The organism is Patulibacter ginsengiterrae (assembly GCF_056269115.1).
This window is the reverse complement of sequence record NZ_JBWDOG010000009.1, coordinates 67,904-94,665: the sequence shown is the minus strand read 5'-3', so window position 1 is coordinate 94,665 and position 26,762 is coordinate 67,904. Positions and strand designations below refer to the sequence as shown.

17 protein-coding genes and 2 pseudogenes are annotated in these 26,762 nt (G+C 74.1%); 11 read left to right on the top strand and 8 right to left on the bottom strand.

Going from position 1 to position 26,762, the window contains the following annotated elements:
* Window positions 1–76: 76 nt before the first annotated feature.
* Window positions 77–1,963 (bottom strand): Na+/H+ antiporter NhaA, encoded by a 1,887-nt coding sequence (gene nhaA / locus ACVUH9_RS13570; protein ID WP_475757760.1) that lies wholly within the window; start codon window positions 1,961–1,963, stop codon window positions 77–79.
* Between the two features lie 250 nt (window positions 1,964–2,213).
* On the opposite strand from nhaA, the gene ACVUH9_RS13565 reads away from it, so the two are divergent.
* Both ACVUH9_RS13565 and ACVUH9_RS13560 read left to right on the top strand, forming a co-directional pair.
* Entirely contained in the window at window positions 2,214–2,465 is a 252-nt protein-coding gene (locus ACVUH9_RS13565; RefSeq protein WP_475757758.1) for a twin-arginine translocase TatA/TatE family subunit, read from the top strand.
* Between the two features lie 39 nt (window positions 2,466–2,504).
* Entirely contained in the window at window positions 2,505–3,500 is a 996-nt protein-coding gene (locus ACVUH9_RS13560; RefSeq protein WP_475757756.1) for an SDR family NAD(P)-dependent oxidoreductase, read from the top strand.
* Here ACVUH9_RS13560 and ACVUH9_RS13555 read toward each other — a convergent pair.
* A complete protein-coding gene (locus tag ACVUH9_RS13555) occupies window positions 3,466–4,200 on the bottom strand; it encodes a TetR/AcrR family transcriptional regulator (RefSeq protein ID WP_475757754.1) in 735 nt (244 codons plus the stop codon). The genes ACVUH9_RS13560 and ACVUH9_RS13555 overlap by 35 nt on opposite strands.
* 143 nt (window positions 4,201–4,343) lie before the next feature.
* On the opposite strand from ACVUH9_RS13555, the gene ACVUH9_RS13550 reads away from it, so the two are divergent.
* Both ACVUH9_RS13550 and ACVUH9_RS13545 read left to right on the top strand, forming a co-directional pair.
* The gene (locus ACVUH9_RS13550) at window positions 4,344–6,683 is read left to right on the top strand and encodes an MMPL family transporter (protein WP_475757752.1); all 2,340 of its coding nucleotides are present in this window, start codon (window positions 4,344–4,346) and stop codon (window positions 6,681–6,683) included.
* A 142-nt stretch (window positions 6,684–6,825) separates the two neighbouring features.
* Complete coding sequence (locus ACVUH9_RS13545) at window positions 6,826–7,656, top strand: spermidine synthase (protein ID WP_475757750.1); 831 nt, start codon at window positions 6,826–6,828, stop codon at window positions 7,654–7,656.
* A gap of 28 nt (window positions 7,657–7,684) precedes the next feature.
* Here the strand turns inward: ACVUH9_RS13545 and ACVUH9_RS13540 are convergent, their stop codons facing one another.
* The 3 genes and pseudogenes from ACVUH9_RS13540 to ACVUH9_RS13530 all read right to left on the bottom strand — a co-directional run bounded on the left by ACVUH9_RS13540 (window position 7,685) and on the right by ACVUH9_RS13530 (window position 13,250).
* Complete coding sequence (locus ACVUH9_RS13540) at window positions 7,685–9,196, bottom strand: long-chain-fatty-acid--CoA ligase (protein WP_475757747.1); 1,512 nt, start codon at window positions 9,194–9,196, stop codon at window positions 7,685–7,687.
* A 264-nt stretch (window positions 9,197–9,460) separates the two neighbouring features.
* Window positions 9,461–10,345, bottom strand: a pseudogene (locus tag ACVUH9_RS13535) (hypothetical protein); the annotation flags it as partial.
* Window positions 10,346–10,865: 520 nt separating this feature from the next.
* Window positions 10,866–13,250, bottom strand: a complete 2,385-nt coding sequence (locus ACVUH9_RS13530) for a glycosyltransferase (protein WP_475757745.1) — start codon at window positions 13,248–13,250, stop codon at window positions 10,866–10,868.
* 100 nt (window positions 13,251–13,350) lie between these two features.
* Between ACVUH9_RS13530 and wecB the strand changes: the two genes are divergently transcribed.
* Complete coding sequence (gene wecB, locus ACVUH9_RS13525) at window positions 13,351–14,508, top strand: non-hydrolyzing UDP-N-acetylglucosamine 2-epimerase (protein WP_475757743.1); 1,158 nt, start codon at window positions 13,351–13,353, stop codon at window positions 14,506–14,508.
* Here wecB and ACVUH9_RS13520 read toward each other — a convergent pair.
* Window positions 14,464–15,990 carry a glycosyltransferase gene (locus tag ACVUH9_RS13520; protein ID WP_475757742.1) on the bottom strand — a complete coding sequence of 509 codons (1,527 nt, stop codon included), beginning with the start codon at window positions 15,988–15,990 and terminating at the stop codon, window positions 14,464–14,466. The two genes, wecB and ACVUH9_RS13520, sit on opposite strands and share 45 nt — an antisense overlap.
* A 102-nt stretch (window positions 15,991–16,092) precedes the next feature.
* Between ACVUH9_RS13520 and ACVUH9_RS13515 the strand changes: the two genes are divergently transcribed.
* Window positions 16,093–16,713 (top strand): hypothetical protein, encoded by a 621-nt coding sequence (locus ACVUH9_RS13515; RefSeq protein WP_475757740.1) that lies wholly within the window; start codon window positions 16,093–16,095, stop codon window positions 16,711–16,713.
* Here the strand turns inward: ACVUH9_RS13515 and ACVUH9_RS13510 are convergent.
* Window positions 16,673–17,596: a phosphotransferase enzyme family protein gene (locus ACVUH9_RS13510; protein WP_475757738.1), complete on the bottom strand. Its 924-nt coding sequence runs from the start codon at window positions 17,594–17,596 to the stop codon at window positions 16,673–16,675. The two genes, ACVUH9_RS13515 and ACVUH9_RS13510, sit on opposite strands and share 41 nt — an antisense overlap.
* Window positions 17,597–17,702: 106 nt before the next feature.
* Here ACVUH9_RS13510 and ACVUH9_RS13505 point away from each other — a divergent pair, with 106 nt between their 5' ends.
* From ACVUH9_RS13505 to lon, 4 genes are all read left to right on the top strand, one after another.
* Window positions 17,703–18,752, top strand: coding sequence for an ABC transporter ATP-binding protein (locus ACVUH9_RS13505; protein WP_475757737.1), 1,050 nt, complete (start codon window positions 17,703–17,705; stop codon window positions 18,750–18,752).
* Window positions 18,752–19,504 carry a hypothetical protein gene (locus ACVUH9_RS13500; RefSeq protein WP_475757735.1) on the top strand — a complete coding sequence of 251 codons (753 nt, stop codon included), beginning with the start codon at window positions 18,752–18,754 and terminating at the stop codon, window positions 19,502–19,504. The genes ACVUH9_RS13505 and ACVUH9_RS13500 overlap by 1 nt, the downstream gene beginning before the upstream one ends.
* Window positions 19,505–19,658: 154 nt before the next feature.
* The gene (locus ACVUH9_RS13495) at window positions 19,659–21,146 is read left to right on the top strand and encodes an aminotransferase class I/II-fold pyridoxal phosphate-dependent enzyme (RefSeq protein ID WP_475757733.1); all 1,488 of its coding nucleotides are present in this window, start codon (window positions 19,659–19,661) and stop codon (window positions 21,144–21,146) included.
* A gap of 890 nt (window positions 21,147–22,036) precedes the next feature.
* Window positions 22,037–24,388, top strand: a complete 2,352-nt coding sequence (gene lon, locus ACVUH9_RS13490) for an endopeptidase La (protein WP_475757731.1) — start codon at window positions 22,037–22,039, stop codon at window positions 24,386–24,388.
* 53 nt (window positions 24,389–24,441) lie between these two features.
* On the opposite strand, the gene ACVUH9_RS13485 is transcribed toward lon, so the two are convergent.
* On the bottom strand, window positions 24,442–25,962 hold the full coding sequence (locus tag ACVUH9_RS13485) for a glycosyltransferase (protein ID WP_475757729.1): 1,521 nt from the start codon (window positions 25,960–25,962) through the stop codon (window positions 24,442–24,444).
* Here ACVUH9_RS13485 and ACVUH9_RS13480 point away from each other — a divergent pair.
* Window positions 25,874–26,680, top strand: a pseudogene (locus ACVUH9_RS13480) (glycosyltransferase); the annotation flags it as partial. The gene ACVUH9_RS13485 and the pseudogene ACVUH9_RS13480 sit on opposite strands and share 89 nt — an antisense overlap.
* Between the last annotated feature and the right edge of the window lie 82 nt (window positions 26,681–26,762).

Below are 26,762 nucleotides of genomic sequence, written 5' to 3'. Positions count from 1 at the left end.
GCGGCCGACCGACCCGCGGCCCTCCGTCAGCTCGCGCCCTCGGCGACCAAACGGCTGCGTGCTCCGACGCCGCAGGTCACGGCTGCGGAGCGCCGGCCTCCGCCGCGTCGAGCGCCGCCAGCAGCGACGCCGCGTCGTAGCCGTCCTCCAGCCGCCGACCGTCGAGGAACAGCGTCGGCGTGCCCTCCACGCCGCTGCGCGCCGCGCCGTCGACATCGGCCTCGACCGCCGGCCCGCGCACGTGGTGGCGGAGGTCGTCGGCCAACCGGTCGGCGTCGACCCCGACCTCCCGCCCGACCTCGAGCAGGTCGGCCGGCCCGAGGTCGTCCCCGATCGGCTGCGCGAGCAGCCGCGCGTGCATCGCCGCGAACCGCCCCTGGGCGGCGGCCGCGAGCGCCGCCTCCGACGCCAGCGTCGCGCCCGGGTGCGCGTCCTCGTTGGGCAGCTGGCGAACGACGAGCCGGACCCGCTCGCCGGCACGTGCGCGGAGCGCCTCCAGCTCGGGGCCGAGCGCCCGCGTGTGGGGGCACTCGTAGTCGCCGTAGAGGACGAGGGTGTGGGGCGCGCGGGCCGGCCCCAGGATCCGGTCGTGGGCGACATCGACGGGTGGATCCAACGGCAGATCCTGCTCCGGCTCGTCGTCGTCGCTCTTGCGCGCGAGCAGGGCCAGCCCGAGCGCGGCGGCGAGCACCGAGGCGACGAGCACGCCGATCTTCGCCTCGTCGCGCAACGCCTGGTCGGCGAACGCCAGATCGGCGACGAACAGCGAGACGGTGAAGCCGATCCCCGCCAGCGTCGCCCCGCCGAAGACGTGCCCGCGCCGCATCCCCTGGGGCAGTGGGCCGACGCGCAGGCGCACGGCGGCCAGCGAGCTGATCGAGATCCCGAGCGCCTTGCCCAGCACGAGCCCGCCGATCACCCCCAGCGTGATCGGCGAGGTCAGGGCCCGCGAGAGCGCGTCCCCGCCGAGCGGCACGCCGGCGTTGGCGAGCGCGAACAGCGGGATCACCAGGTAGCTCGTCCACGGGTGGATCACCTGCTGGAAGCGTTCGTTGGGCGAGACCGCGGCGCCGATCTCGAGCACCGCGGCGCGGCCGCTGCTCGGCGTCGGGGCCCGCCGGAAGAGCCGGGTCACGCTCGCCGCCCGCTCGACGTCGGCCCGCTGCGGCGGGTGGACGGCCGTCAGCAGCCCCATCGCGACGCCGGCGATCGTCGGGTGGATCCCCGACTCGAGGGTCGCGACCCAGAGCACGATCCCCGCCACCAGGTAGACCGGCCCCCGCCACGGCGGGCCGTAGCGGCGCAACAGCAGGATCGCCACCAGGATCACGCCGACGGCCGCGAGCGCGGTCAGGTCGATCGAGTCGGAGTAGAAGATCGCGATCACGGCGATCGCCCCGACGTCGTCGACGATCGCCAGCGTCAACAGGAAGACGCGGACGCCGGACGGGACCCGCGAGCCGAGCAGCGCGAGCGCCCCGAGCACGAAGGCGATGTCGGTCGCCATCACGATCCCCCACCCGCGCGCGCCCTCGCCGCCGGCGTTGATCAGGCTGTAGATCAGGGCGGGAACGACCATCCCCGCGAGTGCGGCGATCGCCGGGATCGCCGCCGCCCGCCGGTCGCGCAGCTCGCCGAGCTCGAGCTCGCGGCGGATCTCCAACCCGACCACGTAGAAGAAGAACGCCATCAGGCCGTCGTTGACCCAGTGCCCGAGCGACTCGTCGATCCCCCAGTCGCCGAGGTCGATCGAGAGGTGCGTCGACCAGAGGTCCTCGTAGGAGCCCGACAGCGGCGAGTTCGCCCAGACCAGGGCGACCACGGTCGCGATCAGCAGCAGGCCGGCACTGCCGGTCTCGGTCTTGAGGAAGGCGCGGAGCGAGCGTGAGCTGCGATCCGTCCACGGAGTTCGCGCGGGGCCGGTGGGGGAAGCCGCGGCGGGCGGGGAGTGCTCGGGAGCCATAGGGGCGTTTTCGGGGTCGACGACGAGTTTCGCCGACCAGTCTTCCCGGCACACCAGGGGCCAACTCTACGGCACCGCACCCCGCCGCACGAGGATGCACCGGGTCCGTCGTCCGGTTCGCTCCCGCCACAGCACGCGATCCCACGTCACGAGCGGCAACGCGCCAGCTTGACGTCCGCCGCCGCCCGAAGGGCGTATCCATCTACTGAACGACCGCGCCGCCACGCCGGTGCCGCCCCGGAGGACCCCCATGTTCCAAGGCCTGCTGCAACCCACCCACCTGATCGTCCTGCTCGTGATCGCGCTGGTGGTCCTCGGACCGAAGCGCCTGCCCGAGGTCGGCCGCGCGCTCGGCTCCGGCATGCGCGGGTTCCGCGACTCGATCGGCGGAGACGGCGACGAGCCCGAGACGCCCGCCGCCCGCCCGGTCGAGGCCCGCGTGACGGAGACCCACGCCGACGTGCGCCGCCCCGCCGAGGCGCCGCCGGCCGCCCGCGACTGACCGGCGGCCGGCCCGGTGACGGGCGGCCACCGACGTCCCGTGCTCCTCGCCCGCGCCGCCGACCGCGCGCTCGACCTGACGATCGCCCCCGGGTACAGCCGGCAGGGCCTGGCCGCCCGCCGCCGGCTCGGGACGTGGCCCGCCGCGCTGCCGACGATGGCCGGCCGGACCGTCCTGATCACCGGTGCGACCTCCGGGATCGGCCTCGCGGCGGCGACCGGCTTCGCCGCGCTCGGCGCGAGCATCCGGCTCGTCGCCCGCGACCCGCAACGCGGGGCGACCGCCGCCGAGCGGATCGCCGTCGCCGCCCGCAGGACCTCGTCGGAGCGGCACCCGGACGTGCGGGTCGTCGACGGCGACGTCAGCTCCCCGGACTCGATCAGTCGTTGCGCGGCGGGCCTGCTCGCGCGCGGGGAGCCGCTCCACGTGCTGGTCCACGACGCCGGGGTGATGGCGCCCGAGCGGACCCGCACCGAGGACGGCCTCGAGTTGACCTTCGCCACCAACGTGCTCGGCCCGTTCCTCCTCACCGGCCTGCTCGAGGACCTGCTGCGGACGAGTGCCCCGGCCCGGATCGTGACGGTCTCCTCCGGCGGCATGTACGCCCAGCGGCTCGACGTCGACGACCTCCAGACGGAGCGCCGGGAGTACCGTCCGGCGGCGGTCTACGCGCGCAGCAAGCGCGCCCAGGTCGTCCTCAGCGAGCTGTGGGCGGCCCGCTTCCGCGGCAGCGGCGTCGTCTCCCACGCGATGCACCCCGGCTGGGTCGATACCCCCGGGATCCGAGCGTCGCTGCCCGGCTTCCACCGCCTGATGCGCCCGATCCTGCGGAGCCCCGAGGAGGGAGCCGACACGATCGTCTGGCTGGGGACCGCGGACGAGCCGGGCCTGACGACCGGCGGCTTCTGGAACGACCGCCGCGAGCGCCCGACCCATCGCCTGCGGTCGACGCGGGAGACCGCCGCCGATCGTCGCCGCCTGTGGGAGGCGTGCTCCGCGCTCAGCGGGTGGTCGGCTCCGGCGCCCGCGACGTAGCCGCGGGGGTGGTCGCCACCACCTCGGGAACGGTCGCCGCCGCTCCGGAATCGTCCTGGAGCGCGCGGATCCCGGCCCCGATGAAGAGCAGCGCCCGGTCGAGCAGGCCGAGGATCTCGGCGGCCCGGGCGGGCGCGCCGTCCTCCGCCTCGGACTGCGGCACCGCCACGTCGTGGTGCTCGTCGAGCACGTCGAAGAGGGCGATCGTCGCGGCGGCGGCCATCCGCGGCTCGAGGTCCTGCGGCGAAGCGCCGAGGTCCCGGGCCATCGCCTCGGCGATCAGCCGCTCGCCGTGGGCCATGTAGCGCTTCTCGTAGGCCAGCAGCGCCTCGTCCGCGTCGATCACCCGCCGCAGCGCGCGCAGCTCGGGGCCGCGCTGCTCCCAGTCGGGGGTTGCCTCGCCGATCCATGCCCGCAGCGCGTCGGCAGTCGTCTCCCCGGGCAAGCGGTCGGCGAGCCGGCCCTCTAGGCGCTCGAAGGTCTCGGCGGTGTCGAGGAAGGCCAGGTCCTCCTTCGCCGGGAAATAGGAGGAGACGGTCCGCGGGGACACGTCGGCGGCGGCGGCGATCTCGGGGATCGTCGTTCGCTGGAAGCCCTGACGGTCGAACAGCTCCACAGCCGCTCGCGCGATGGTCTCACGCGTGTGCTGCTTCTTCCGCTCGCGCAGACCCCCGCGCGACGCCGCCGTGCACTTCGTCATGAACCGACTCTAGCGGCATTCTGCAACTAATGCAGCAATGCATAGGTTGCATTTCTGCAACTCCTGCGAACTTTCAGCGGCTGTGGTATCTTGCCCCGCGGCGTCCCCTCGGGGCGTTTCTCTCCCGCCCGTACAGGAGCACCATGTCTTCGCTGCTCGCGCGAATTGCCCGCGCGCTCACCCACTATTGGAAGCGCAGCCTCGCGGCCGCGATCGCCGTGATCATCATTCTCGGCATCCTCGCCGGGACCGGCGGGAAGGCCGCGGACGACTTCTCGATCCCCGGCACCGAGACGCAGCAGGCGATGGACCTGCTCAAGGCCCACAGCCCGCAGCTCGCCGGGTCCGACGCGACCCTGGTCTTCAGCGCGAAGAGCGGGAAGATCACCGATCCGGCCAACAAGACGGCGGTCGACGCCGCCCTGGCCAAGGTCGCCCTGCTGAAGGACGGCAAGTCCGGCCATCCAACCGTCTCCGACCCGTTCCGCGACGGCACCGTCTCCAAGGACGGCACGATCGCGGCGGCCCAGGTCAGCTACAAGACCCAGCCGTCCGACATCGAGAAGACCGACGGCGAGAAGCTCGAGACCGCCGCGCGCTCGGCCGAGAAGGCCGGTGACGTCTCGGTCGCGATGCGCGGGATGGTCGTCGACGTCGCCGCCGAGCAGGACGCCCCGATCGGCGAGCTGGTCGGCGTCGCGATCGCGATCGTCCTCCTCACCATCCTCTTCCGCTCGTTCGCGGCGATGGGGGCAACGCTGCTCGGCGCACTGCTCGGCGTCGCGTTCGGGCAGATCCTGCTCGCGATCCTGGCCAAGCCGCTCGGCCTGCCGGCGTTCGCGACCACGATCGCCGTCATGCTCGGCCTCGGCGCCGGCATCGACTACGCGCTGCTGATCATCGGGCGCTACCGCGAGCAGGTCGCCGCCGGTGACAGCACCCGTGACGCGTCCGCCAAGGCCGCCGCGACCGCCGGCTCCTCGGTCGTCGCCGCCGGCCTGATCGTGATGGTCGCGATCGCCGGCCTGCTGGTGATCGGGATCCCGATGATCGGCAAGATGGGCATCGGCGCCGCGATCGGGATCGCCGCCGTCGTCGTCTCCGCGCTGACCGTGCTCCCGATCATGATCGGGGCGTTCGCCCGCTGGCTGAAGCCGAGGAAGGCCAAGCACGTCCAGGCCTCGCCGTTCTTCGCCCGCTGGGGCGAGATCGTGACCCGCCGTCCGTGGGTCTCGATCGCCGTCGGCGTCGTGATCCTGCTGATCTTCGCCGCGCCGGTCACGCAGATGCGCCTCGGCCAGCCCGACGACGGCAACCAGCCGACGTCGAAGACCCAGCGGATCGCGTACGACCAGCAGAGCAAGGCCTTCGGCCCCGGCCACAACGGCCCGTTCCTGCTGGCGATCGACACGCCGAAGGCCGACGCCCCGGCGCTGGCGCGGATCTCGAAGGCAGCGGCCGCGATGGGCCAGGCCATGGCCACCGGCGCTCCGAAGGCGGAGATCGCCGGCTTCCAGAAGCAGATCGACGCCGCCGAGGCCGAGATCCCGGAGACCAGCGCGGCGCTCGACAAGCTCTACGCGGCGGTCTCGGAGACCAAGGGCATCTCCCAGGCCTCACCGGCCTTCCCGACCGCCGACGGTGGTGCGGCGATCCTCAATGCGGTGCCGACCTCGGCCCCGCAGGACCAGGCCACGAGCGACACGCTCAAGCGCCTGCGTGACGACGTGATCCCCGCGGCGACGAAGGGCACGCCGCTGGCCGACAAGGTCTACGTCGGGGGCAACACCGCCGGCTTCGAGGACTTCTCCTCGAAGACCGCCGCCGGGCTGCCGCTGTTCATCGCGGTCGTGATCGGTCTCTCGGTCCTGCTGCTGATCATGGCCTTCCGGTCGCTCTGGGTCCCGCTGGTCTCGGCGGTCTTCAACCTGCTCTCGGTCGGTGCCGCCTACGGCGTGGTCGTGGCCGTCTTCCAGGAGGGGATCGGCGCGAGCCTGATCGGGGCCGACAGCGGGGTGCCGATCGTCTCGTTCATCCCGGTGATGCTGTTCGCGATCCTGTTCGGGCTGAGCATGGACTACAACGTCTTCCTGCTCTCCCGGATCCACGAGGCGTACAAGGAGGGCGACGGCCCGCGCGACAGCGTGATCCACGGCGTCTCGCGGATCGGCAAGGTGATCCTGTTCGCCGGCCTGATCATGGCCGCGGTCTTCCTCGCCTTCGTCTCGCAGCCGGACGTGACGGCGAAGATGATGGGCCTCGGACTCGGCCTGGCGATCCTGATCGACGTCCTGATCGTCCGCCTGGTGATCGCCCCGGCCGTGGTCCTGCTGCTCGGCGACAAGGCCTGGTGGCTCCCGGGCTGGCTCGACAAGATCCTCCCGAACGTCTCGCTCGAGGGGCACCTGGTCGAGAACGTCGACGAGCGCGGTCCGGCGATGACGGTGGATCCCACCCCGGAACCGGTGACCAGCGCCCGCTGAGTCACCCGCCGGGCGCCCGTCGCCCGGCACCCGAGGACCCCGCGACCCGGTCGAGCTTCGACCGGGTCGCGGTCGTTCCGGGGCGGAGCGGAGACGGGGCCACGTCACCGCCCGCCGGCCGCCGATCGGCGACGATCAGGGCATGGCCGGACGTCGTTCCTCCCGCCGCGGTACCCGCGGCCGCTCCGGAGCGGAGCCGGTCCGGATCGAGTCGACCGTCGGCGTGCTCGAGCTGCTGCCCGCCTTCGACCGGCCCGGCGGCCGGCTGCTGCTGATCGACGGCCTCGCCCACGGCTACGTCGACCTCGACGACCCGACCCACCTCGAGCTCGACTACGTCGCCCGGATCGGCGCGGCGCTGGAGGTGCTCGTGCCGCGCGGCGCCGCCGCCGACGTGCTCCACCTCGGCGGCGGGGCGTTCAGCCTCCCCCGCTTCCTCGCCAGCACCCGGCCGCAGGTGACGCAGACCGTGGTCGAGCGCTCCGGTGCGGTCGTCAAGCTCGCCGAGCGCCACCTGCGGTTGCGGCGGGGCGAGCGGATGCGGATCGTCCAGGCCGACGCGGGCGTGACCACCGAGCGCAGCCCGGACGACGCCTTCGACCTCGTGATCGGCGACGCGTTCGTCGGGACCGAGACGCCCGAGCCGATGGCGACCGCGGCCTTCGCCCGCCACGTCCGGCGGGTCCTGCGACCCGACGGCCGCTACCTGCTCAACGTCGTCGACCAGCCGCCGTGGCCGGTCGTCGCCGCGCAGGCCGCGATCCTCCGCGCGACCTTCGCCCACGTCGTCGCCTTCGGCGGGCGCGAGGTGGTGCGCGGCAAGCACGCCGGCAACCTGCTGCTGCTCGCGTCCGACGCGCCGCTCCCGCGCGACGCGCTCGCCCGCCGGGTGGCGGGTGGCGCGCACCCGGCGGAGCTGGTCCCCGCCGACCGGCTCGCCGGCCTGGCGGGGTCCGCGGGCCCGGCGTCCTGACCGGCTCCGGTCGGGACGCCGCCCGTGCCTACGCCTGGGGCGCGGAGACCTCGCGCTTGAGGATCTTGCCCGTCGGCCCCTTCGGGAGCTCGTCGACGATCCAGATCTTGCGCGGGTACTTGTAGGCCGCGACCTGCTCCTTGACGAACGTCTGCAGCTCGTCGGCAGTCGCCGCGCTGCCGGACTTGAGCGCGACGGCGGCGCCGATCTCCTCGCCCAGCTCCTCGTGCGGGATCGCGACCACGGCGACCTCGGCCACGGCCGGGTGCTCGTAGAAGACCTCCTCGATCTCCCGCGGGTACACGTTGTAGCCGCCGCGGATGATCAGGTCCTTCTTGCGGTCGACGATGAAGTAGAAGGCGTCCTCGTCCTTGCGGGCCATGTCGCCGGTCGAGAACCAGCCGTCGGCGTCGATCGCCTTGGCGGTCGCCTCCGGGTTCTTCCAGTAGCCCTTCATCACGTTCGGGCCGCGGACCTGCAGCTCGCCGACCTCGCCGACCAGCACCTCGACGCCCTCGTCGTCGACGACCCGCAGCTCGACGTCCTGGATCGCGACGCCGATCGAGCCCGGCTTCTGCGGCAGGTCGCGGCGGCTGAACGACGCGACCGGCGACGTCTCCGAGAGGCCGTAGCCCTCGAGGATCGGGGTGCCGAAGGTCTCGGTGATCCCCTTCAGGACCTCGACCGGCAGCGCCGACCCGCCCGAGACGAACAGCCGCAGCGAGCTGGTGTCGTAGTCGGCCCGCTTGGGGTGGTGGAGGATCGCGCCGTGCATCGTCGGCACGCCCATGAAGATCGTGACCTTGTCGCGCTGGACGATCTCGAGCGCGACCGTCGGGTCGAAGCGCGGCAGCAGGGTCACCTCGGCGCCGACGGCGACCGCGACGTTCAGCGTCGCCGTCTGACCGAAGACGTGGAAGAACGGCAGGCCGCCGAAGAAGACGTCCTCGGGCGTCGGGTCGAACAGGCTCAGGCAGGCCTGCACGTTGCTGCCGATGCTGTTGTGGGTCAGCTCGGCGCCCTTGGGCTGGCCGGTCGTGCCCGAGGTGTAGAGGACGACGGCGGTGTCGTCGGGGTCCTTGTGCGCGACCTCGGCGATCGGCTCGGCGGCACCGACGCGCTGCGCGATGTCCGCCGGCTCGACCAGCAGCACCTCGGCGCCGTCGACCTCGGCCGCCCCGCCCTCGGCGGCCTCGGCGAACCCGTGCCAGGCCAGCAGCAGCTTGGCGCCGGAGTCCCGCAGGTAGTAGGCGACCTCGCGCTTGGAGAGCAGCGGGTTCATCGGCACCACGACCGCCCCCAACCGCAGCGCGCCGTAGTAGGCGAGCGGGAAGTGGGGGACGTTCGGCAGCATCACGCCGACGCGATCGCCCGGCTGGACGCCGAGGTCGCGCAGCAGGCCGGCGACGCGCTGGCTGCCGGCGTCGAGCGCGCCGTACGGAACCGCCGCCTCGTCCAACCGCACGGCGATCCGTTCCGGATGCTTCGCCGCGGTGGTGGTCAGGAGCGTCGCGAGGTTCGCGTTGGACTGGTCGGCCATGCGGGCATCCTGCCAGCCCGGAGCCCCCCGTGCACCCCTACGTTCGTCGAAGGCTCCGACGGACCCCAACGCGAGGAATCCCGCTTGCTGGCTACAGCTACTCGTTCGTAGCCCCAATGCCCGGCTCCGCCTGACGGCCGGGCTCGGCGGGACCGCCGAGCACCCCCGACCGGCCCCGTCGGATCGGCGGCACCGGCACACGGCCGAACGGGGGACGACCGCCTCGCGATCGTCCCGCGGCGCGGCCTCCCGCTAGATCGCGGGGCCGGTGGCTCCCGTCGAACCGGTCGCTCCGGTGCTCCCGGTGGCGCCGGTGGCCCCCGTCGCACCGATTGAGCCCGCGCTCCCGGTCGATCCCGTAGCACCCGTAGCGCCGGTGCTGCCTGTGGCTCCGGTGACACCCGTCGCACCGGTTGAACCGGTGGCCCCCGTCGCGCCGGTCGAACCCGCGCTGCCGGTCGGGCCCGTCGCGCCGGTCGGGCCCGTCGCGCCGGTCGAACCCGCGCTGCCGGTCGGGCCGGTGGCTCCCGTCGGACCGGTCGAACCGGTGGCCCCCGTCGCGCCGGTCGAGCCCGCGCTGCCGGTCGGGCCGGTGGCTCCCGTCGGACCGGTCGAACCCGTCGCGCCGGTCGAACCCGCGCTGCCGGTCGGGCCCGTAGCGCCCGTCGGACCGGTCGAACCCGTCGCGCCGGTCGAACCCGCGCTGCCGGTCGGCCCCGTAGCGCCCGTCTCACCGGTCGAACCGGTGGCCCCCGTCGCGCCGGTCACCCCGGTCGCACCCGAGCCGCCGGTCGGGCCGGTGGCTCCCGTGCTTCCGCTGGAACCCGTCGGACCCGTCGCGCCGGTGGAGCCCGTGCTGCCGGCGGAACCCGTCGGACCGGTCGCGCCCGTGGCGCCGGTCTCTCCCGTAGCCCCCGTGGGACCGGTCGCGCCCGTGCCACCCGTGCCACCCGTCTCGCCCTGCGGACCGGTCGCGCCGGTGTCGCCCTTGACTCCGGGCCCGCCCTGGGCCCCGGTCGAGCCGGTCGAGCCGGTGTCTCCCGTGCCGCCGGTGGCGCCGGTCGACCCGGTGCCGGCCGCGCCGGTCTCGCCAGCCGGGCCCGTGTGGCCCTGCGGCGAGGCCGCAGGCGCGATCCGCTCGCGGATCATGTGCGACTCGCGGATCCAGCGGCGGCCGAGGGCGCGGCTCAGGTTGCGGCGACCGCCGTTCTCCCCGAGCACGACGTTGAACTCGCGCAGCATCTGCCGCGCGCGGTTCGGCCGCTTGTTGATCAGCGCTTCCTCGGCCTTGAAGAGCAGCTTCGTCAGACGGTTGCGGTAGCGCTTCTCGACCTTCGAGCTCGAGATCGTCCGCGCCAGCCGGCGGATCCGGACCAGCGGCGTCGGCGAAGCGCCGAGCGCGGTCTCCGGCATCCACCAGGTGATGCCCCCGAGCGCCAGGCCCCCTGCGCCCTTGAGGAGCTGCCGACGGCTGAGGTCGTGCGACCGCCCGTCCGCTTGGTCCCCGCCGTCCTCTGGGTGCTGTCCGTCGTCGTGCAAGTCGTCGTTCCCGTCGCGTCGCGGCCAGCGTGGCCGCGGGCAGCCTAACCGAACCGAGCCACCCATCGCCAGAGACGACGGCCAGCTGGACACATGTCCTCCCGGATCCTGCCCGCCGCGCGGCCCAGGGCTACCCGAGCACGCCGCCGATCTCCGCCGGGTCGATCACCGCCACCGCCAGCCGCTCGCCGTGGACGCCGAACACCAGCAGCAGCCGATGACCGCTCCGAACCAGCCCGAAGACCCGCTCCTGCTCGGCTCCCGCGAGGCTGAAGGCCGGCGACCGGCGCTCGGCGCCGTCCGACGCGCGCCGGACCATCCGACTCAGCCCCTCGCCCGCATCCTCGAACCGCAGCGTCCCGTCGTCGAGCGCGACCTCGTGCTGCCCGACGAGCGCGCTCCCGGCGACCGCCGACTCGAGCCGCTCGACCGTCAGGTCCGGCCCGAGCCCGACCACGTGGTCCCGCGGGGCCTCGTCCGCGACCGCCGTCCGGACCGTCAACCGCAGCCCGTCGGCGTCGCTCGTCACCGCCCCCGCCACGACCGGCCACGGCGGATCGAGGTCGAGCTCGAGCTCGCCGGTCCGCGTCCCCGGAGCCAGCTGCGAGAGCAGGAGCGGGCCGGGCGGTGGCCCCGCCGGGATCGCCGGGGTCGTCGACGGGAGCGCCGTCAGCTCGTCGAAGAAGGCCGTCCGCAGGCCCGCCGCGACGTAGCGCCGGCCGAACTCGTGCTCGACGTCGGCGGCGGCGGCGAACGGCCCGACCTGCCGCAGCCGCTCGACCGCGAGCAGCGAGGGCTGGACGGTGAAGTGCGGCCAGTGGACGTTGGTGTGGACGTCCGGAGCCAGCGTCGCCCGGAACCGGTCCCACTCCGGCCCGTCCGGCGCCAGGTGCTCGTGTAGCCGGTAGCGGAGGCCGTCGACCGTCCGGACCTCGCCCCCGACCAGGTGGCGGTCGGCCAGCGCGGCCCCGTAGGAGCGGTTGAACGCGACCTGGGCGATCGTCTCGTCGTCGGCGAGGATCCGGGTCGCGCGCTCGACCAGCCGCCCGCGCGCGAACAGGTCCCAGCCGTCTTCGAGCGAGATCCAGAACGGGGTCTGGACCTGGTCGAGCAGGCGGTTGCGAGTCGCTGCCGGATCCTCGGCCCCGGGCCGGGTCCGGACGACCTCGAGGAACGGATAGCGCTCGACCAGGCGCCGGACGTCGTGCCCGTCGGCGGCCGGGAAGACGCAGACGTAGCGAGCGATCCGGTCGAGGTCCTCGCAGCAGCGCAGGAACGAGTCGAGGGTCCGCTCGACCCGCTCGCGCGCACCGCTCGAGTTGATCGTCAGCGTGACGTCCGGGGTCGCGACGCCCCCGCGCGGACCGCCGAGCGCGGCCACGATCTCCGCCGGATAGCTCGTCCGCTGCTCGCGCACGTGCTCGACGCAGCCGTCGCGGTTGGCGGCGACCCGCTCGCGCTCCTCGTCCGGGAGCGCCGCGCTGGCCAGCAGCGCCGTGCCCAGATCGAGCGCCTCCGCGTGGCGGCCGGTGTAGAAGCCGCAGACCGACTGCTCGTCCTGGGCCCGCCACTCGTAGACCGAGGCGTCGACGAAGAGGTTGTCGTCGACCGGGTACGGCAGCGCGCTCGCCCGGCGCGCGAACTCGTAGCCGAGCGTGAAGCGTCCCGCCTCCCGGTAGTGCCGAGCGATCCGCACCAGCGGCTCGGCCCGGGTCGGGCGGGCGTCGAACGCCTCCAGCAGCGCCTCCAACGAGGCCGCCCACGGGTGGCCGAGCGCCTCGAGGCAGTCGGCCCGCCGGATCAGCGCCAGGCACCGCTCCTCGTCCCAGCCGCCGAGCGCGGCGCGGCGGGTGTAGGCGTCGAGCGCGCCCTCGTGGTCGCCCGCGTCGGCGAGGCTCTGGCCGAGGTAGAACAGCGCGCGGTGGTCGTCGGGCTCGCGTTCGAGCACCGTCCGCAGCAGCTCCGCGTCGCGCTCGTACTTGCGCGGGTCGTTGCTGCGGGCCCCGAGCTTGCGGCCGAGCATCACGTAGCGGCCTTCGAGCCGGGCCTCGGTCGCCGGGGCGTCGCAGACCGGGTACTCGTGGAGCACGCCCTCGTAGCGCCACGGCATCCCACCCCGGAAGATCTGCCGCCGCCAGAACGCGTGGCCGACGCGGTACCGCAGCAGGTAGGAGTCGGCGGTCAGGGACGTCAGGTCGAGGTCCCCCTCGACGAGGTCGTCGGCGTCCAGCACCCACAGGTAGTCCGCCTGCCCGTCGGCCAGCCGGAGCGCCTCCGTGCGGTTGCTGCCGAAGTCCCGCCACGGTCGGTGGTGGATCTCCCCGGGGATCCCGTGCTCGGCCATCCGCCGTTCGATCGTGGCCACGGTCTCGTCGGTCGAGCCGGTGTCGACGATCACCCAGCGGTCGATGTGCGGGGCCGCCGAGTCGAGCGCCTCGACGATGATGTGGGCCTCATCCCGCACGATCATGTTGAGGCAGATCGTGGGCCGCTCCGAGGGCGCGTCAGACGACATCGCCCGGCATGCTCCCTGATCCGCGGCACGCGCGTACGGCAGGCGCCGCTCGGTGCGCACGTGCCCCGGCCGCGGCGGATCCCGGCTAGGGTCATCGCCGATGACGCGACGCCCACCCTCGGCGGTCCACCTGCTCGTCGTCATCGGCACCCGCCCGGAGGCGATCAAGCTCGCGCCCGTGGTCCGGGCGCTCCGCGCGAGCGACTGGGCGCGCGTCACCGTCGTCGACAGCGGCCAGCACGACGAGCTGACCCGGCAGGCGCTCGCCGCCGTCGGCCTGACCGCCGACGTCCGGGTCCCGCTGACGCGCGTCGACCAGACGCTGACCGAGCTGCTGGCCGGCCTGCTGCGCGGGCTCGACGCGGTGCTCGCCGAGGCGGAGCCCGATGTCGTCCTGGTCCAGGGCGACACGACCTCGGCCCTGGCCGGGGCGCAGGCGGCGTTCCACCGGGGGATCCCGGTCGGGCACGTCGAGGCCGGGCTGCGCAGCGGCGACCCCCGGATCCCGTTCCCGGAGGAGGCCAACCGCCGGATGATCGCCGCCCTCGCCCGCTGGCACTTCGCCCCGACCGCCCGCGCCGCCGAGCAGCTGCGGGCCGAGGGCGTTCCGCCCGCGGCGGTCTTCCTCACCGGCAACCCGATCGTCGACGAGCTCCAACGCACGCTCGCCGCCACCGACGGGCTCGGCGAGCCGCCGGTCGCGGCCGGGCGCCGGCTGCTGGTCGCGACCCTCCACCGTCGCGAGAGCATCGGCCCGCCGATCGAGGCGATCCTGCGCGCGATCGGGCGGATCGCCGACACGCACCCCGACCTCGACGTCTGGCTGCCGCTGCACGCCAACCCGCGGGTGGCCGGCCGCGTCCGGGCGACGCTCGGCGGCCGGCCGCAGGTCCAGCTCGCCGAGGCCGCGGACTACCCGCGCTTCCTCCGGCGCCTGGCGGCCGCGGCGCTGGTCGTGACCGACTCCGGCGGCGTCACCGAGGAGGCCGCCGTGCTCGGGGTGCCGACGTTGGTGGTCCGCGAGCGGACCGAGCGGACCGAGGCGATCGAGGCCGGCGTCGCCGAGCTGGTCGGCGCCGACGAGCAGCGGATCGTGACCGCGGCGACCCGGGCGCTGGCGTCGTCCGCTCCCCGGTCCGGCTCCGGGGCGTTCGGCCGCGGCGACGCCGGCGAGCGGATCGCGGGCGCCCTCCGGCAGCAGCTGCGCGCGGGCTCAGCCGTCGAAGTCGAGCAGGTTCGGAGCCTCGTCCAGGATTGACCGGTACTGGCCCGCCGAGCCCCAGCGTCCGTCGGGGTCGAGCCGCCGGTAGCGCTCCTGCTTGGCCCGCCGGACCTCGTCGGTCGCCCAGCCGAGGTGCTTGAGCCGGACCGAGCAGGTCCACTGGGCCAACGTCTCGACCGACGGCGGGAAGCGCCCGGCGTGTTGCTCGGAGGCCGGCCACTCCGCCGCCATCCCCGGAACCGGGCGGACCAGGAAGATCCGGTGGAGCGTGTGGGCGCACCAGCGCTCGTCGCTGCGGTACTGGGTCGGGCTCCACATGTCGAAGAGGCGGAACGAGTAGGCGTCGACCTCGGTCTGGTTGACCAGCGCCGGCAGCAGCTCGCGGATCGCGTCCTCGAACAGCTCGTCGGCGTCGAGGTTGAGGATCCAGTCCGGCTCCGCCTCCAGCGTGCGCTCCCACTGCAGCCGGCGGAGCTCGTGCTCCCGGGCGAACAGCGAGCGGTCGAGCGAGACGATCTCGTGGGGCAGGTCGCCGAGCGCGGTGCGGCAGATCGCGACGGTCTCGTCGGTGCTGGCGTCGTCGATGATCACCGCCGCGTCGACGTAGCTCGCCGCGTGGCGGAGGACCTCGTCGAGGAACCGGCCCGCCTCGTTGCGCACGATCATCGAGAGCACGACCCGGTTGCCGGTCTGCTTGCGCCAGCCGGTGGCCGGCCCGGTCGCACAGTCGGCCCGGAACGCGGCGACCCGCTCCAGGTCCCGCGGCCGGTAGAGGTGGAGCGCCGGGTGATGGGTGTCGACGTGCAGCGGGATCCCGAGGGCCGCCGCGCGCACGCAGAAGTCGCGGTCCTCGCCGACCAGCTGCAGGTTCGGGATCGGCCGGAACGACGCGCCCCGCTCGATCGCCGCGCGCCGGATCAACGTGCACGCCCCCAGCCCGCCGACCTCGTAGAGCCCCGGGCGGCGCAGCATCGCCACGAAGTCGTCGGCCCGGCGGCGGGCCTCGTCGGCATCGATCGTCTCGTCGCGGGCGAGCGGGAACAGCGAGTACTGGCCGTGCATCCAGACCTGCGGCAGCTCCGGGTCCTCGGGCTCCCAGCGGGTCCAGAACAGCTCGGAGCAGATCGCGACGTCGTGCGCGACCAGCTGCCGCAGCGTCTGCGGGTGCAGGACCAGGTCGGAGTCGACGAGGAAGACCCCGTCGAACCGCTCGTCGCGGGCGATCGCCAGGAACCGGTCCTTGAAGGTCCCGACCCGGTCCATCAGCGACGGCGCCCAGTGGTGGGAGCGCTCGTCGGTCACGTAGGCGACGCCCGAGGCCCCGGCCGGCAGGAAGCGGACCGCGGCCTCGGGCGAGAAGTCGTGCAGCAGCGCGCTGGCCCGCTCGTCGTCGTTGTCGTCGACGAACGCGAACTCGACGGTCAGCCCCGTGAGGTCGAGGTCGCCCAGCGACCGCAGGAACTCCCGCAGGTTCTCGGGGCGCTGGCGGACCGGCGCGGCGATCAGGATCCGGGTCATCGGACGCCGGCGTGGGGGAAGGCCGCTGGACGCCGCATCGACGGCGACCCTACCGACGATCGGCCTCGTGGTCGACGCCGCTCCGGCTACCCTGGTCCGACCATGGCCGGCTACTTCCAACTCGCCCAGGTCGCGCGCGCGGCCAACGCCCGGATCCGTTCCGCCCGTGAGCTCGAGTCCCGCTGGAACGCCCTCGGCCCCGAGGGGCAGGCGGAGGCGCGGGGCGAGTGGGATCGGCTGACGACGGCGCTGGTCGCCGTGCGGGGCCGCGTGGCGGCCGGCCCGCGGGGGTTCGTGCGCGAGTTCAGCGCCGCCTACAAGGGAGTCGAGGCCGAGGCGACGCCCGATCCGCGGCCGATCGGCGCGCTGCTCGGGGAGCTCCACGCCGCGACCAACGCGCTCCGCGAGAAGCTCGACGCCGTCGGCGAGCAGGCCGAGGCCGACCGCCAGGCCGCGGCCTCAGCGCCGACCGCGGCGTCGCCGGCAGCGGCCACCCCGGCCGATCCGTCGGCGTCGACGCCGGCCCCGGCCTCCGCCCCCGATCCGGCGGCGGCCGAGCCGTCCGAGGCCGCCGAGAGCCCGTCGCCCTACGAGCAGGCCGAGGCCGAGCGGCCGACCGGCGGCCCGTCACCGTACGAGCAGCCGGAGCCGGTCGCCTCCCCCTACGAGCAGGCCGAGCAGGCTAGCGCCGTCCCCACACCGGAGGATCCGGCTCACCGGTGAAGGCCCGCATCCGCACGTCGGCCTCGGCCGACCGGCGGACCTGTCCGTCGGGCCCGGGGGTCGCGTCCTCCCCCGCGAACAGCCAGGCGGCCGACGCCAGCTCGCGAACCCGGAGGCAGACCTCCCACGACGGGTCCTCGGGCCGGTCGTAGCCGACGCGCACCGCCTCCCACCAGCTCGGGTCGGCGCCGTAGCGACGCGGGAAGAGCGCCGCCGGCCCCAGGTCCCAGGCCCGCGGCCCGTGGCCGATCAGGTCGAAGTCGGCGAGCACCGCCCCGGAGCCGTCCTCGGCCGCGATCACGTTGCCCGGGTGCGCGTCGCCGTGGATCACGCCACTCGGCACCGCGTCGCCGAGCACCGCCAGCGCGTCGCGGAGCTCGGTCAGCGTCGCCTCCAGCAACGCGACCTCGTCGGCCGCGAAGGCCGGATGCTGGTGGAGGCCGGCGAGCCGGGCCTCGATCAGCTCCAGCGCGTCCCACTCCGGAAGCGCCGCCTCGTAGCGCTCGGTCGCATCGTGGAACCGACGCAGCAGCGCCCCGAACGCGGCCCCGTCGACGACCGCCTCGGGGTCGTGGGGGATCCACTGCCAGGCCGTCGCCCAGTGGCCGTCGACCTCGATCGGCTGCTCCAGCGCCGCCGGCCGGACGGCGGGGACATCCGCGGTCGCCAGGAACCGCGCCAGCTCCAGCTCGCGATCGACCGCCGGCCGCGAACGACCGGCCGGCGCGATCCGGACGACGGTCTCCCCGACGCGGTAGCTGGCGTTGGTACCCAACCGCAGCAGCTCCGCCGGCGCGTCCGCGTCCAGCCCCCAGCGCTCACGGGCCTGGCTCACCAGCGGCAGCGCGCGGGCTGCGGTCCACGGTCGACGGGTCGCGCTCACCCCGGGATCTTCGCCGATCACGACCACGACGCTCGCTATGGTCCCGTCGGCGTGCTGTCTCCCCCGGCGAACCCCGTCGGCCCGTCCAACCGCGGCACGCCCCGCCATGGAACCCGTCATCTCCCTGCGCAACGTCACCAAGCGCTTCGGCTCGGTCGTCGCGGTCGACGACGTCACCATCGACGTCCCGCGCGGCCGCTGCTACGCCTGGCTCGGCCCGAACGGCTGCGGCAAGACCACCCTGATCCGGATGATGCTCGGCCTCGCCCGGGTCAGCTCCGGTCAGATCGTCGTGCGAGGGATGCCGATCCCGTCCCGCACCCGCGAGGCCCTCTCGCGCGTCGGCGGGATCGTCGAGGAGCCGCGCTTCTACCCGTACCTGACCGGCCGCAAGAACCTCGAGGTCTGGGCCGCCCACCAGGGTCCCGAGAGTCGCGCCGCGATCCCGGGCGCGCTCGAACGGGTCAAGCTCGCCGACCGTGCCGACGACAAGGTCGGCGGCTACTCGCTCGGCATGCGCCAGCGGCTCGGCGTCGCCCGCGCGTTGCTCAACGACCCCGAGCTGCTGGTCCTCGACGAGCCGACCAACGGGCTCGACCCCGCCGGGCTCGTCGAGTTCCGCGAGATGATCCGCGAGTTCGTCGACGAGGGCCGCAGCGTCTTCATCTCGTCGCACATCCTCGGCGAGGTCGAGAAGATGGCCGACGACGTCGCGATCATCGAGAAGGGCAAGATGCTCGCCTCGGGCTCGGTCGCCCAGCTGCTCAGCGGCGGGACCCAGGCCGTCGGGGTCCGGACCGACGACCCCTCCCGCGCGCGCCCCGTGCTCGAGGCGCTGCCGTTCGCGACCGACGTCCGCCCGGTCGGGACCGACGGCTTCGAGGTCGTGGTCGCCGATCTGACCGACGACGAGCTGCGGCTGACCGGCCGCGAGCTGTTCACCGCCGGGATCGGCGTGCTCGAGCTGCGCCCGGTCCGCGAGACGCTCGAGCGCCGCTTCCTCGAGCTGACCGGCCGGACCGCCGGCGAGCTCGCCCACGCGCCGCTCGACGGCCCGCCGTCCGGCCCGCCCGTGGGCGGCCTGGCTCCGCCCTCCGGTCTGCCGATCGACGGGCTCACGCCGCCCGTCCCCACGACGCCTCCGGAGGCCCGCTGATGTTCCCGTTGCTCGGGGCAGAGATCACCCGCATCACGCGCCGCCGTGGGTCGTTCCTCGGCGGTCTCGGCTTCGTGCTCGCGCTCTGCGTGATCGGGATCCTGGTCGTCTTCCTCCGCGATCCTCGCGGGGGCAAGGACGCGCTCGACATCGTCAACGGCGCCGGCGGCTTCGCCGGCGTCTTCGCGGCCGTCATCATCGGCGCGCTCGCCGGCAGCTACGACACCGCCAACGGCACGATGCGGTACCTCGTGCTGACCGGCGTGCCGCGCTGGAAGCTGACGCTGGTGCGGGTTCCGGCGCTGCTGATCTCGGTCGGCGCGGTCGCCGTCCTGGTCCTGGTCCTGGCGTTCGCCAGCGCGCTGCTGATCGGCAGCGAGGGTGGTGCCCAGGCGACGGCCAAGGAGTCGCTGACGGCGATCTGGAGCACCTTCAGCAGTCTCTGGATCTGGACGCTGGTCAGCCTCGCCGTCGGCACCATGCTGCGCTCGAACGGGCCCGCGATCGCGGCCTCGATCGTGCTCTTCATCGGCGGCAACCTGATCACCGGCATCATCGGCTCGGAGATCTCCGAGGGCATCGCCCGGGTGCTGCTGCCGCGCGCCGCCGAGAACGTGATGAACCTGACGACGACGAGCGAGTTCCTCTCCAACTCGCACGTCTCGCTGCCGGGCTCGTTCGCGCTGCTGGCGGTCTGGCTCGTCGCGCTGCTGGGCCTGGCGGTCTGGCGCGTCCAGCGCGACGAGTACTGAGCGGCCGGAACGACGGAGCACGCCCTACCGGCGGTCGTTCGGCCGCCGCGGGCCCCCGTCGCCGGCCGCCGCAGGGGGTCCTTTCCCAACCAGCCGTTCGGACGGGACCAGATCGTTTTGGTCCCCGGGCCGAAGTCTGGGATGCTCGCCCCATATGAGCCGCATTCGGAACGGGGACCAACCGGTCGCCCCGTACCTCGACGCTGTCGTCGCCTACGGACTGCGAGGCGCCGGTCGCTTCCACGTCCCGGGCCACAAGGGGGGCGACGGCGCCGACCCCGGACTACGCCACGCGATCGGCGATCGCGCGCTGGGCCTGGACATCTGCCAGGACATCCACGGCGTCGACCTCGGACCCAGCCCGACCCCCTACGAGCGTGCCGAGCAGCTCGCCGCCGACGCCCACGGCGCCCTCCGGACCTGGTTCCTGACCAACGGCGCGACCCAGGGCAACCACGCCCTGACGCTGGCGCTGGCCCCGCTCGGCCGCAAGGTCGTCGTCCAGCGCAACTCGCACACCTCGCTCGTCGACGGGCTCGTCCTCAGCGGCGGGCAGCCGTCGTTCGTCGCCCCCGAGCACCACGACGAGCTCGGGATGGCGCTCTGCGTGACGCCCGAGACGCTCCGCGAGACGCTGACCCGCGAGACCGACATCGGGGCGGTCTTCGTCGTCTCGCCGACCTACTTCGGCGTCTGCGCCGACGTCGTCGGGCTGGCGGCGGTAGCCCACGAGGCGGGCGTCCCGCTGGTCGTCGACCAGTCGTGGGGACCGCACCTCGGCTTCCATCCGGACCTGCCGGCCAGTGCACTGCAGCAGGGGGCCGACGCGGTCCTGACCAGCACCCACAAGCTCAGCGGGTCGCTGACGCAGAGCGCGATGCTGCACGTCGCCGACACCGGCCGGATCGACCCGGAGTCGATCTCCCGCGTGCTCCGCCTGCTGCGCTCGACCTCGCCCTCGTCGCTGCTGCTCGGGTCGCTCGACGCCGCCCGCCGCCAGCTCGCCGTCCACGGCGAGGCGCTGCTGCACGAGACGCTCGCCGCGCTCCAGCGGACCCGCGAGAAGCTCGACCAGGCCCCGGGGGTCACCGTCGTCGGGCCGGAGCTGCTGGGCCTGCCCGGCGTCGCGGCGATCGATCCGCTGCGGATCGTGCTCGACGTCCGCGCGACCGGCCGGACCGGCTACGACGTGGCGACCGAGGCCCGCAACGCCTACGACCTCAACGTCGAGCTGGCCTCCCACGCGACGATCGTGCTCGTCACCGGCGTCGCCGAGAACCCGACCGCGCTGGTCCGGGCCGCCGGAGACCTCGACGACGTGGTCCGCCGGATCGGCATCGACAGCGAGGATCAGCCGCTGTTCCAGACCCCGCCGATGCCGCAGACGTCGATGGTGATGAGCCCGCGGGACGCGTTCCTGGGGGCCCGCGAGCGGGTCGCGATGGCCGACGCCGTCGGCCGCGTCTCGTGCGAGTCGATCGCCGGCTACCCGCCGGGGATCCCGGCCGTGCTGCCCGGCGAGCAGGTCACCGCCGAGATCGCCGCCTACCTCCAGGCGCTGATCGCCACCGGCGGCCGCCTGCACGGGGCCAGCGACCCCACCGCCGAGACGATCCTCGTGCTCCTCGACCGCACGGCCTGAGCGGCTGACGCACGCCGGGCGCTGGTCGCCCGGCGGGAGGGGGGGGGGTCGCCCGGCGGGAGGGGGGTCGCCCGGTGGGAGGGGGGCGGGCGGGTCGCCCGGCGGGAGGCGGGTCGCCCGGCGGGAGGCGGGTCGCCCGGCGGGAGGCGGGTCGCCCGGCGGGAGGGGCGCGGCGGGACGGCGGGACGAGGTCACCCGGGCGGGAGGCGGGACGGCGGGAGGTCGGGCGGGCGGCGGGGCGGCGGGCGGCCACGGAGGGACGCCGGGCACCTGGGGTCAGCTTGCGTCGGCACGCGAGGAGCGGGGTCATGTCGCGTCGCTATGCGACGCAAGCTGACCCCAGGCGCGAGCACCGACGCGAACGGACTCCGCTCGCCCGACGCTTCGGCCGCGCCGTTCTCCACGCCTGCTGCCCGTACGCGGCCTTCGGGCCTCGATCGAACCCCTGCCCATCGGCAGGGCCAGCCTGGCCCTGCCGCCTCGCGCCCAGACCGCGCTTCCGGAGCGGCGGCCCAGCTCGGCGCCCAGCACCGCTTCCCCCAAACCCGAGCCCGTCGCCGGAAGCCGTGCCGAGCTCGCCCCCCGGCACCGCCCCCACCCAAACCCGAGCCCGTCGCCCCCGGGGCGGGACGCCGGGGCAGGACGCCGGGGCGGGACGCCGGGCGACGCCCGGATCGCTGTCCCGCTGACCCAAGCACCCCGGTCCCGCACCCCCTCCCCGATCAAAGGCTCCTGCTGCTCGCGACAGATCGACTCTGCCCGAAAGCCGCTAGAAACCTACAAGATTTGCCATCGGAGATCTGCGTGTGCAACACTGAGATTCAGTGAAGCCAGGAGACGGAGGTGCCTTGCACCTGCTCTCCACGACCAGAAGATCCCGGAGAGACCACATGCCCAGCACCCTGCTCCTCATCCCGCTCGACGACGTCGTCGTCTTCCCGACGATGGACGTCACCCTGCCGGTCGACCCCGGCGACGAGGAGCGCGTGCTCCTGGTCCCCCGGGTCGACGGCGAGTTCGCCGCCGTCGGCACGATCGCCCGCGTCAAGCAGCGGGTCCGCCTCCCCGGTGGCGGCCACGGCGCGATCTTCGAGGGCGAGGCCCGCGGCGTCGCCGGTGCCGCCCAGACCGGCCCCAACGGCGACCTCCGCGTGACCGTCGAGGAGCACCCCGACGAGGTTCCGGTCGACGGCCGCACCCGCGACCTGACGCGGACCCTGCGCGCCACGATCGACGAGATCCTGACTGCCCGCGGCGACGACGGCTCGGTCGCGGCCGTCCTGCGTGCGATCAAGGAGCCCGGTGCCCTGGCCGACTCGGTCGGCTACGACCCCGAGCTGACGGTCGAGCAGAAGGTCGACATCCTCGCCACGCTCGAGGTCACCGAGCGGCTGGAGAAGACGATCGAGCTGCTGCAGGAGCGCCTGAGCGACCTCCAGCTGCGCCAGAAGATCCGCGACGGCGTCGAGTCCGGCGCCCAGAAGCAGCAGCGCGAGTACCTGCTGCGCAAGCAGATGGACTCGATCCGCCACGAGCTCGGCGAGGACGACGGATCGGTCGTCGAGGAGTACCGGACCAAGATCGCCGAGGCCGGGATGCCCGACGACGTCCGCGAGCAGGCCGACAAGGAGCTCGGCCGCTTCGAGCGGATGGGCGGCGAGGGCAGCGGCGAGGCCCAGATGATCCGCAACTACCTCGACTGGCTGCTGGCCGTGCCGTGGGGCGAGCGGTCCGAGGAGAACCTCGATCCCGTCCACGCTCGCGAGACGCTCGACAGCGACCACTTCGGGCTCGACGACGTCAAGGACCGGATCGTCGAGTTCCTGGCCGTCAAGAAGCTGCGGGCCGACCGCGGCCTCGACGACCTCGACGTCGACGACGCCAAGAGCGGACGCTCGTCGCGTCGTCGCGGTGGCGGCTCGATCCTGACCCTGGTCGGTCCCCCCGGCACGGGCAAGACGTCGATCGGCGAGTCGGTGGCGAAGGCGACCGGCCGCGAGTTCGTGCGGATCGCGCTCGGCGGCGTCCACGACGAGGCCGAGATCCGCGGCCACCGCCGGACCTACATCGGCGCCCTGCCGGGTCGCCTGGTGCGGGCCCTGCGCGACGCCGGGACGATGAACCCGGTGATCCTGCTGGACGAGGTCGACAAGGTCGGCGCGGACCACCGCGGCGATCCGTCGGCAGCGCTGCTCGAGGTCCTCGACCCCGCGCAGAACCACAGCTTCCGCGACCACTACCTCGACATCGAGATCGACCTCTCGCAGGTCCTCTTCCTGGCGACCGCCAACACGCTGGAGACGATCCCCGCGCCGCTGCTGGACCGGATGGAGATCATCCCGTTCGACGGCTACACGGTCGCCGAGAAGACCGCAATCGCCCGCGATCACCTGGTCCCGCGTCAGCGCAAGGCCAACGGCCTGCACGACGACGAGGTCACGATCCCGGACGGGCTGCTGCGGACGGTCGTCGACGAGTACACGCGTGAGGCCGGCGTCCGCCAGCTCGAGCGCCAGGTCGGAACGTTGCTGCGCAAGACCGCGACGGGGATCGCCTCGGGTAAGGACGAGGCGCCGGTGACGGTCGACCTCAGCCGGGTCCGCGACGCCCTCGGCCGCCAGAAGGTCTTCCACGAGTCGGCGGCCCGGACCGCGGTCCCGGGCGTGGCAACCGGCCTGGCCGTGACCGGCGCCGGTGGCGACGTGCTGTTCATCGAGGCGACCCGCGTGCCGGTGCCCGGCAACCAGCACCGCGCGCCCAGCCTGATCCTGACCGGCCAGCTCGGTGACGTGATGAAGGAGTCGGCGAGGATCGCGCTCAGCTGGGTGCGCGCCAACGCCGACAAGCTCGGGATCGACCCGGCCAAGCTCGAGGACGCGGAGTTCCACGTCCACGTCCCGGCGGGCGCGGTCCCGAAGGACGGACCGTCGGCCGGGATCACGATGGTGACCGCGCTGGTCTCGCTGCTGACCGGGCGGCCCGTGCGGCACACCGTCGGGATGACCGGCGAGGTCACGCTCCAGGGCCGGGTCCTGCCGATCGGCGGGCTCAAGCAGAAGAGCCTCGCCGCCCACGCCGCCGGCCTGACCGACGTGATCATCTCGGAGCGCAACCGCGGCGACCTCGACGACGTCCCGCAGGAGGTCCTCGACGCCGTCACGTTCCATCCCTCGATGGGGCTGGACGAGGTCCTGCAGGTGGCGCTCGAGCCCCAGCCGGCCGGGGTCCCCGCTACGGCGTAGGCCCGCCGCCGTCCCGGTCGCCGTCGGCGATCGGGACGAGCCGCGGCGCGCGGTCAGTCGCGCGCGTCGGGGAGGTACGCGACCAACCCGTCGAAGTGGCGCGCAGCCGGTTCGAGCGCGCCCGGCGGGAGCAGCGAGGAACGGGCCTGGCAGCGGTTCCGCCGCCGCCAGAGGGCGCCGCGCAGCTCAGCCGCATGGTGGCCGACCGTGCTCCGTCGCGGGCCGCGGCCGGCCAGCGCCCGCGCCGCGGCGAGGACCAGGCCGCGAGCACCCCGGTCGCCGTCGGCCGCGCGCCGCAGGATCCGCCGCGTCCGCGGGGTCGCGATCCCGCCGACCCGGGCCAGCAGGATCGTCCCCAGCCAGCGGCGGTAGAGCGTGTACCCCGCGTAGTCGCCGCCGCCCATCGCCACGCTCAGCCGGTGGTGCCGCAGCCACGCCGGGGCCAGCGGAACCCGCGCCCGCCGCGAGCGCCGCTCGACCACGCCGTCGACGTGACCGATCACCTGCTGGTCGTGCTGGACGTAGGCCTGGAGCGGCTCGTCGACGAACGCGATCGTGCCCGTCGCCAACGCCACCAGCGCCAGCCAGTGGTCGTGGTAGGCGTGGCGCCAGCGGGGCGGCAACGGCAGTGCCCGGTCGAGCAGCTCGCGGCGGAAGACGCACGCGGCGCCGGTCACCGTGTTGGCGCTCAGCAGCGCGGCGAGGTCGCTGCTGTTGTTCGGTCGCGAGGTCCAGAACGAGCGCTGCCGCAGGCGGCCGTCCCGCTCGACCACGTGCATGTCGCCGTAGGCCAGCTGCGCCCCGTCGGCGAGCGCGTCGACCAGCCGGCGGAGCTTGTCCGGGAACCAGACGTCGTCCTGATCCGACAGCGCGACGTAGCGGGTCGTCGGCGGGACCCGCAGCAGCGCCCGCTCGAAGTTGCCGTAGAAGCCGAGGTTCTGGCGGTGCTCGACGAGCGTGAAGCGGGCGTCGCCGGCGAGCGTCGCCCGGATCGTCACCCGCGCCGCGGCCGAGGACGCGTCGTCGACCACCAGGCAGTGCCAGTCCTCGTAGCTCTGGGCGCGGATCGACTCGACCTGCGCGGCCAGCAGCCCGGGATCGGGCTCGTGGGTGGCCAGGCAGATCACCAGCGCCGCCGCCTCTTCGGGGCCGGCGCCGGGCTCGGCACCGGGCCGAGGCGCGGGCGGCGGATCGCCGGGCACCAGCGTCACGTGGCCGAGGACCTCCTCCAGCGTGGCCCCGTTCGCCGCCCGCGCCCGCAGCCGGATCGCCACGGTCGTCTCCGCGCGGACCGCCGGCAGCGGCAGCAGGCCCCAGAAGCCGCTCGCCTGGGCACGACGGCGACCGCCGCGACCGGCCGGCGCCAGCGCGTTGCGCACGTCGGGCCGCCCCATCGAGTGCGCATCGACGGGGACCTCGGGACCGTCCCCGCACGCCAACGCGACCGAGACCGTCGGCGAGGACGGGAGGAAGACCCAGCCCGCGATGGGTATCGCGCCAGCGGCCCCGGCGGCCAGCCGCGCGGGCACCGGGCTGTCGAGGAAGACCAACCAACCGTCGCGTAGGCCGTCCATCCGGCGGATTCTCCCAGCTGCCGCGCCGGGGCCGTCAGCTTCGCGGCCAGCGCGGCCTTCCGCGCTCCGGACCGGCGGAGGTGTCCAGGGTACACCCGGTCCGGCCCGCAAACTATTGTGGCCCCGGATGCCCCTCATCCAGGCCGAGCCCTCGCGCGTCTCCCCGCCATACGCGCCGTTCCGGCCAGGCGCGCGGGCGGTGGTCTGCATCCCGTTGTACGGCGCCCACGACGCCTTCGCGCAGTGTCTACGCAGCGTGCTCGCCCACACCCCCGTCGACGTCCCGATCCTGATCGCCGACGACGCCGGTCCCGACCCCGCGAGCCACGCCTGGCTCATGGACCTCCACGATCGCGGCGTGATCGCCCACGACGTCCACTGGTCGCGGGCCGAGCGCAACGGCGGCTTCGTCGCCAACGCCAACCGCGCGATCGCGATCGCCGCGCCGTCCGACGTCGTGCTCGTGAACTCCGACGTGGTGGTCGCGGCGGACTGGTTCGACGGGCTTCGCGACGCGGCCTACTCGGACACGCAGGTGGCGACCGCGACCGCGCTCACCAACCACGGCAGCATCGTCTCGGTCCCCTTCCGCAACACGCCGCTGCCCGCGCTGCCGCAGGACGTGACCCTCGACGACGCGGCGGCCCGGATCCGCACCGCCTCGTGCCGGCTCTACCCGGAGCTGCCGACGGCCGTCGGCCACTGCCTCTACCTCCGTCGTGACGCGCTCCAGCTGGTCGGCGCGTTCGACGAGGCCTTCTCCCCCGGCTACGGCGAGGAGGTCGACTTCGCGCAGCGCT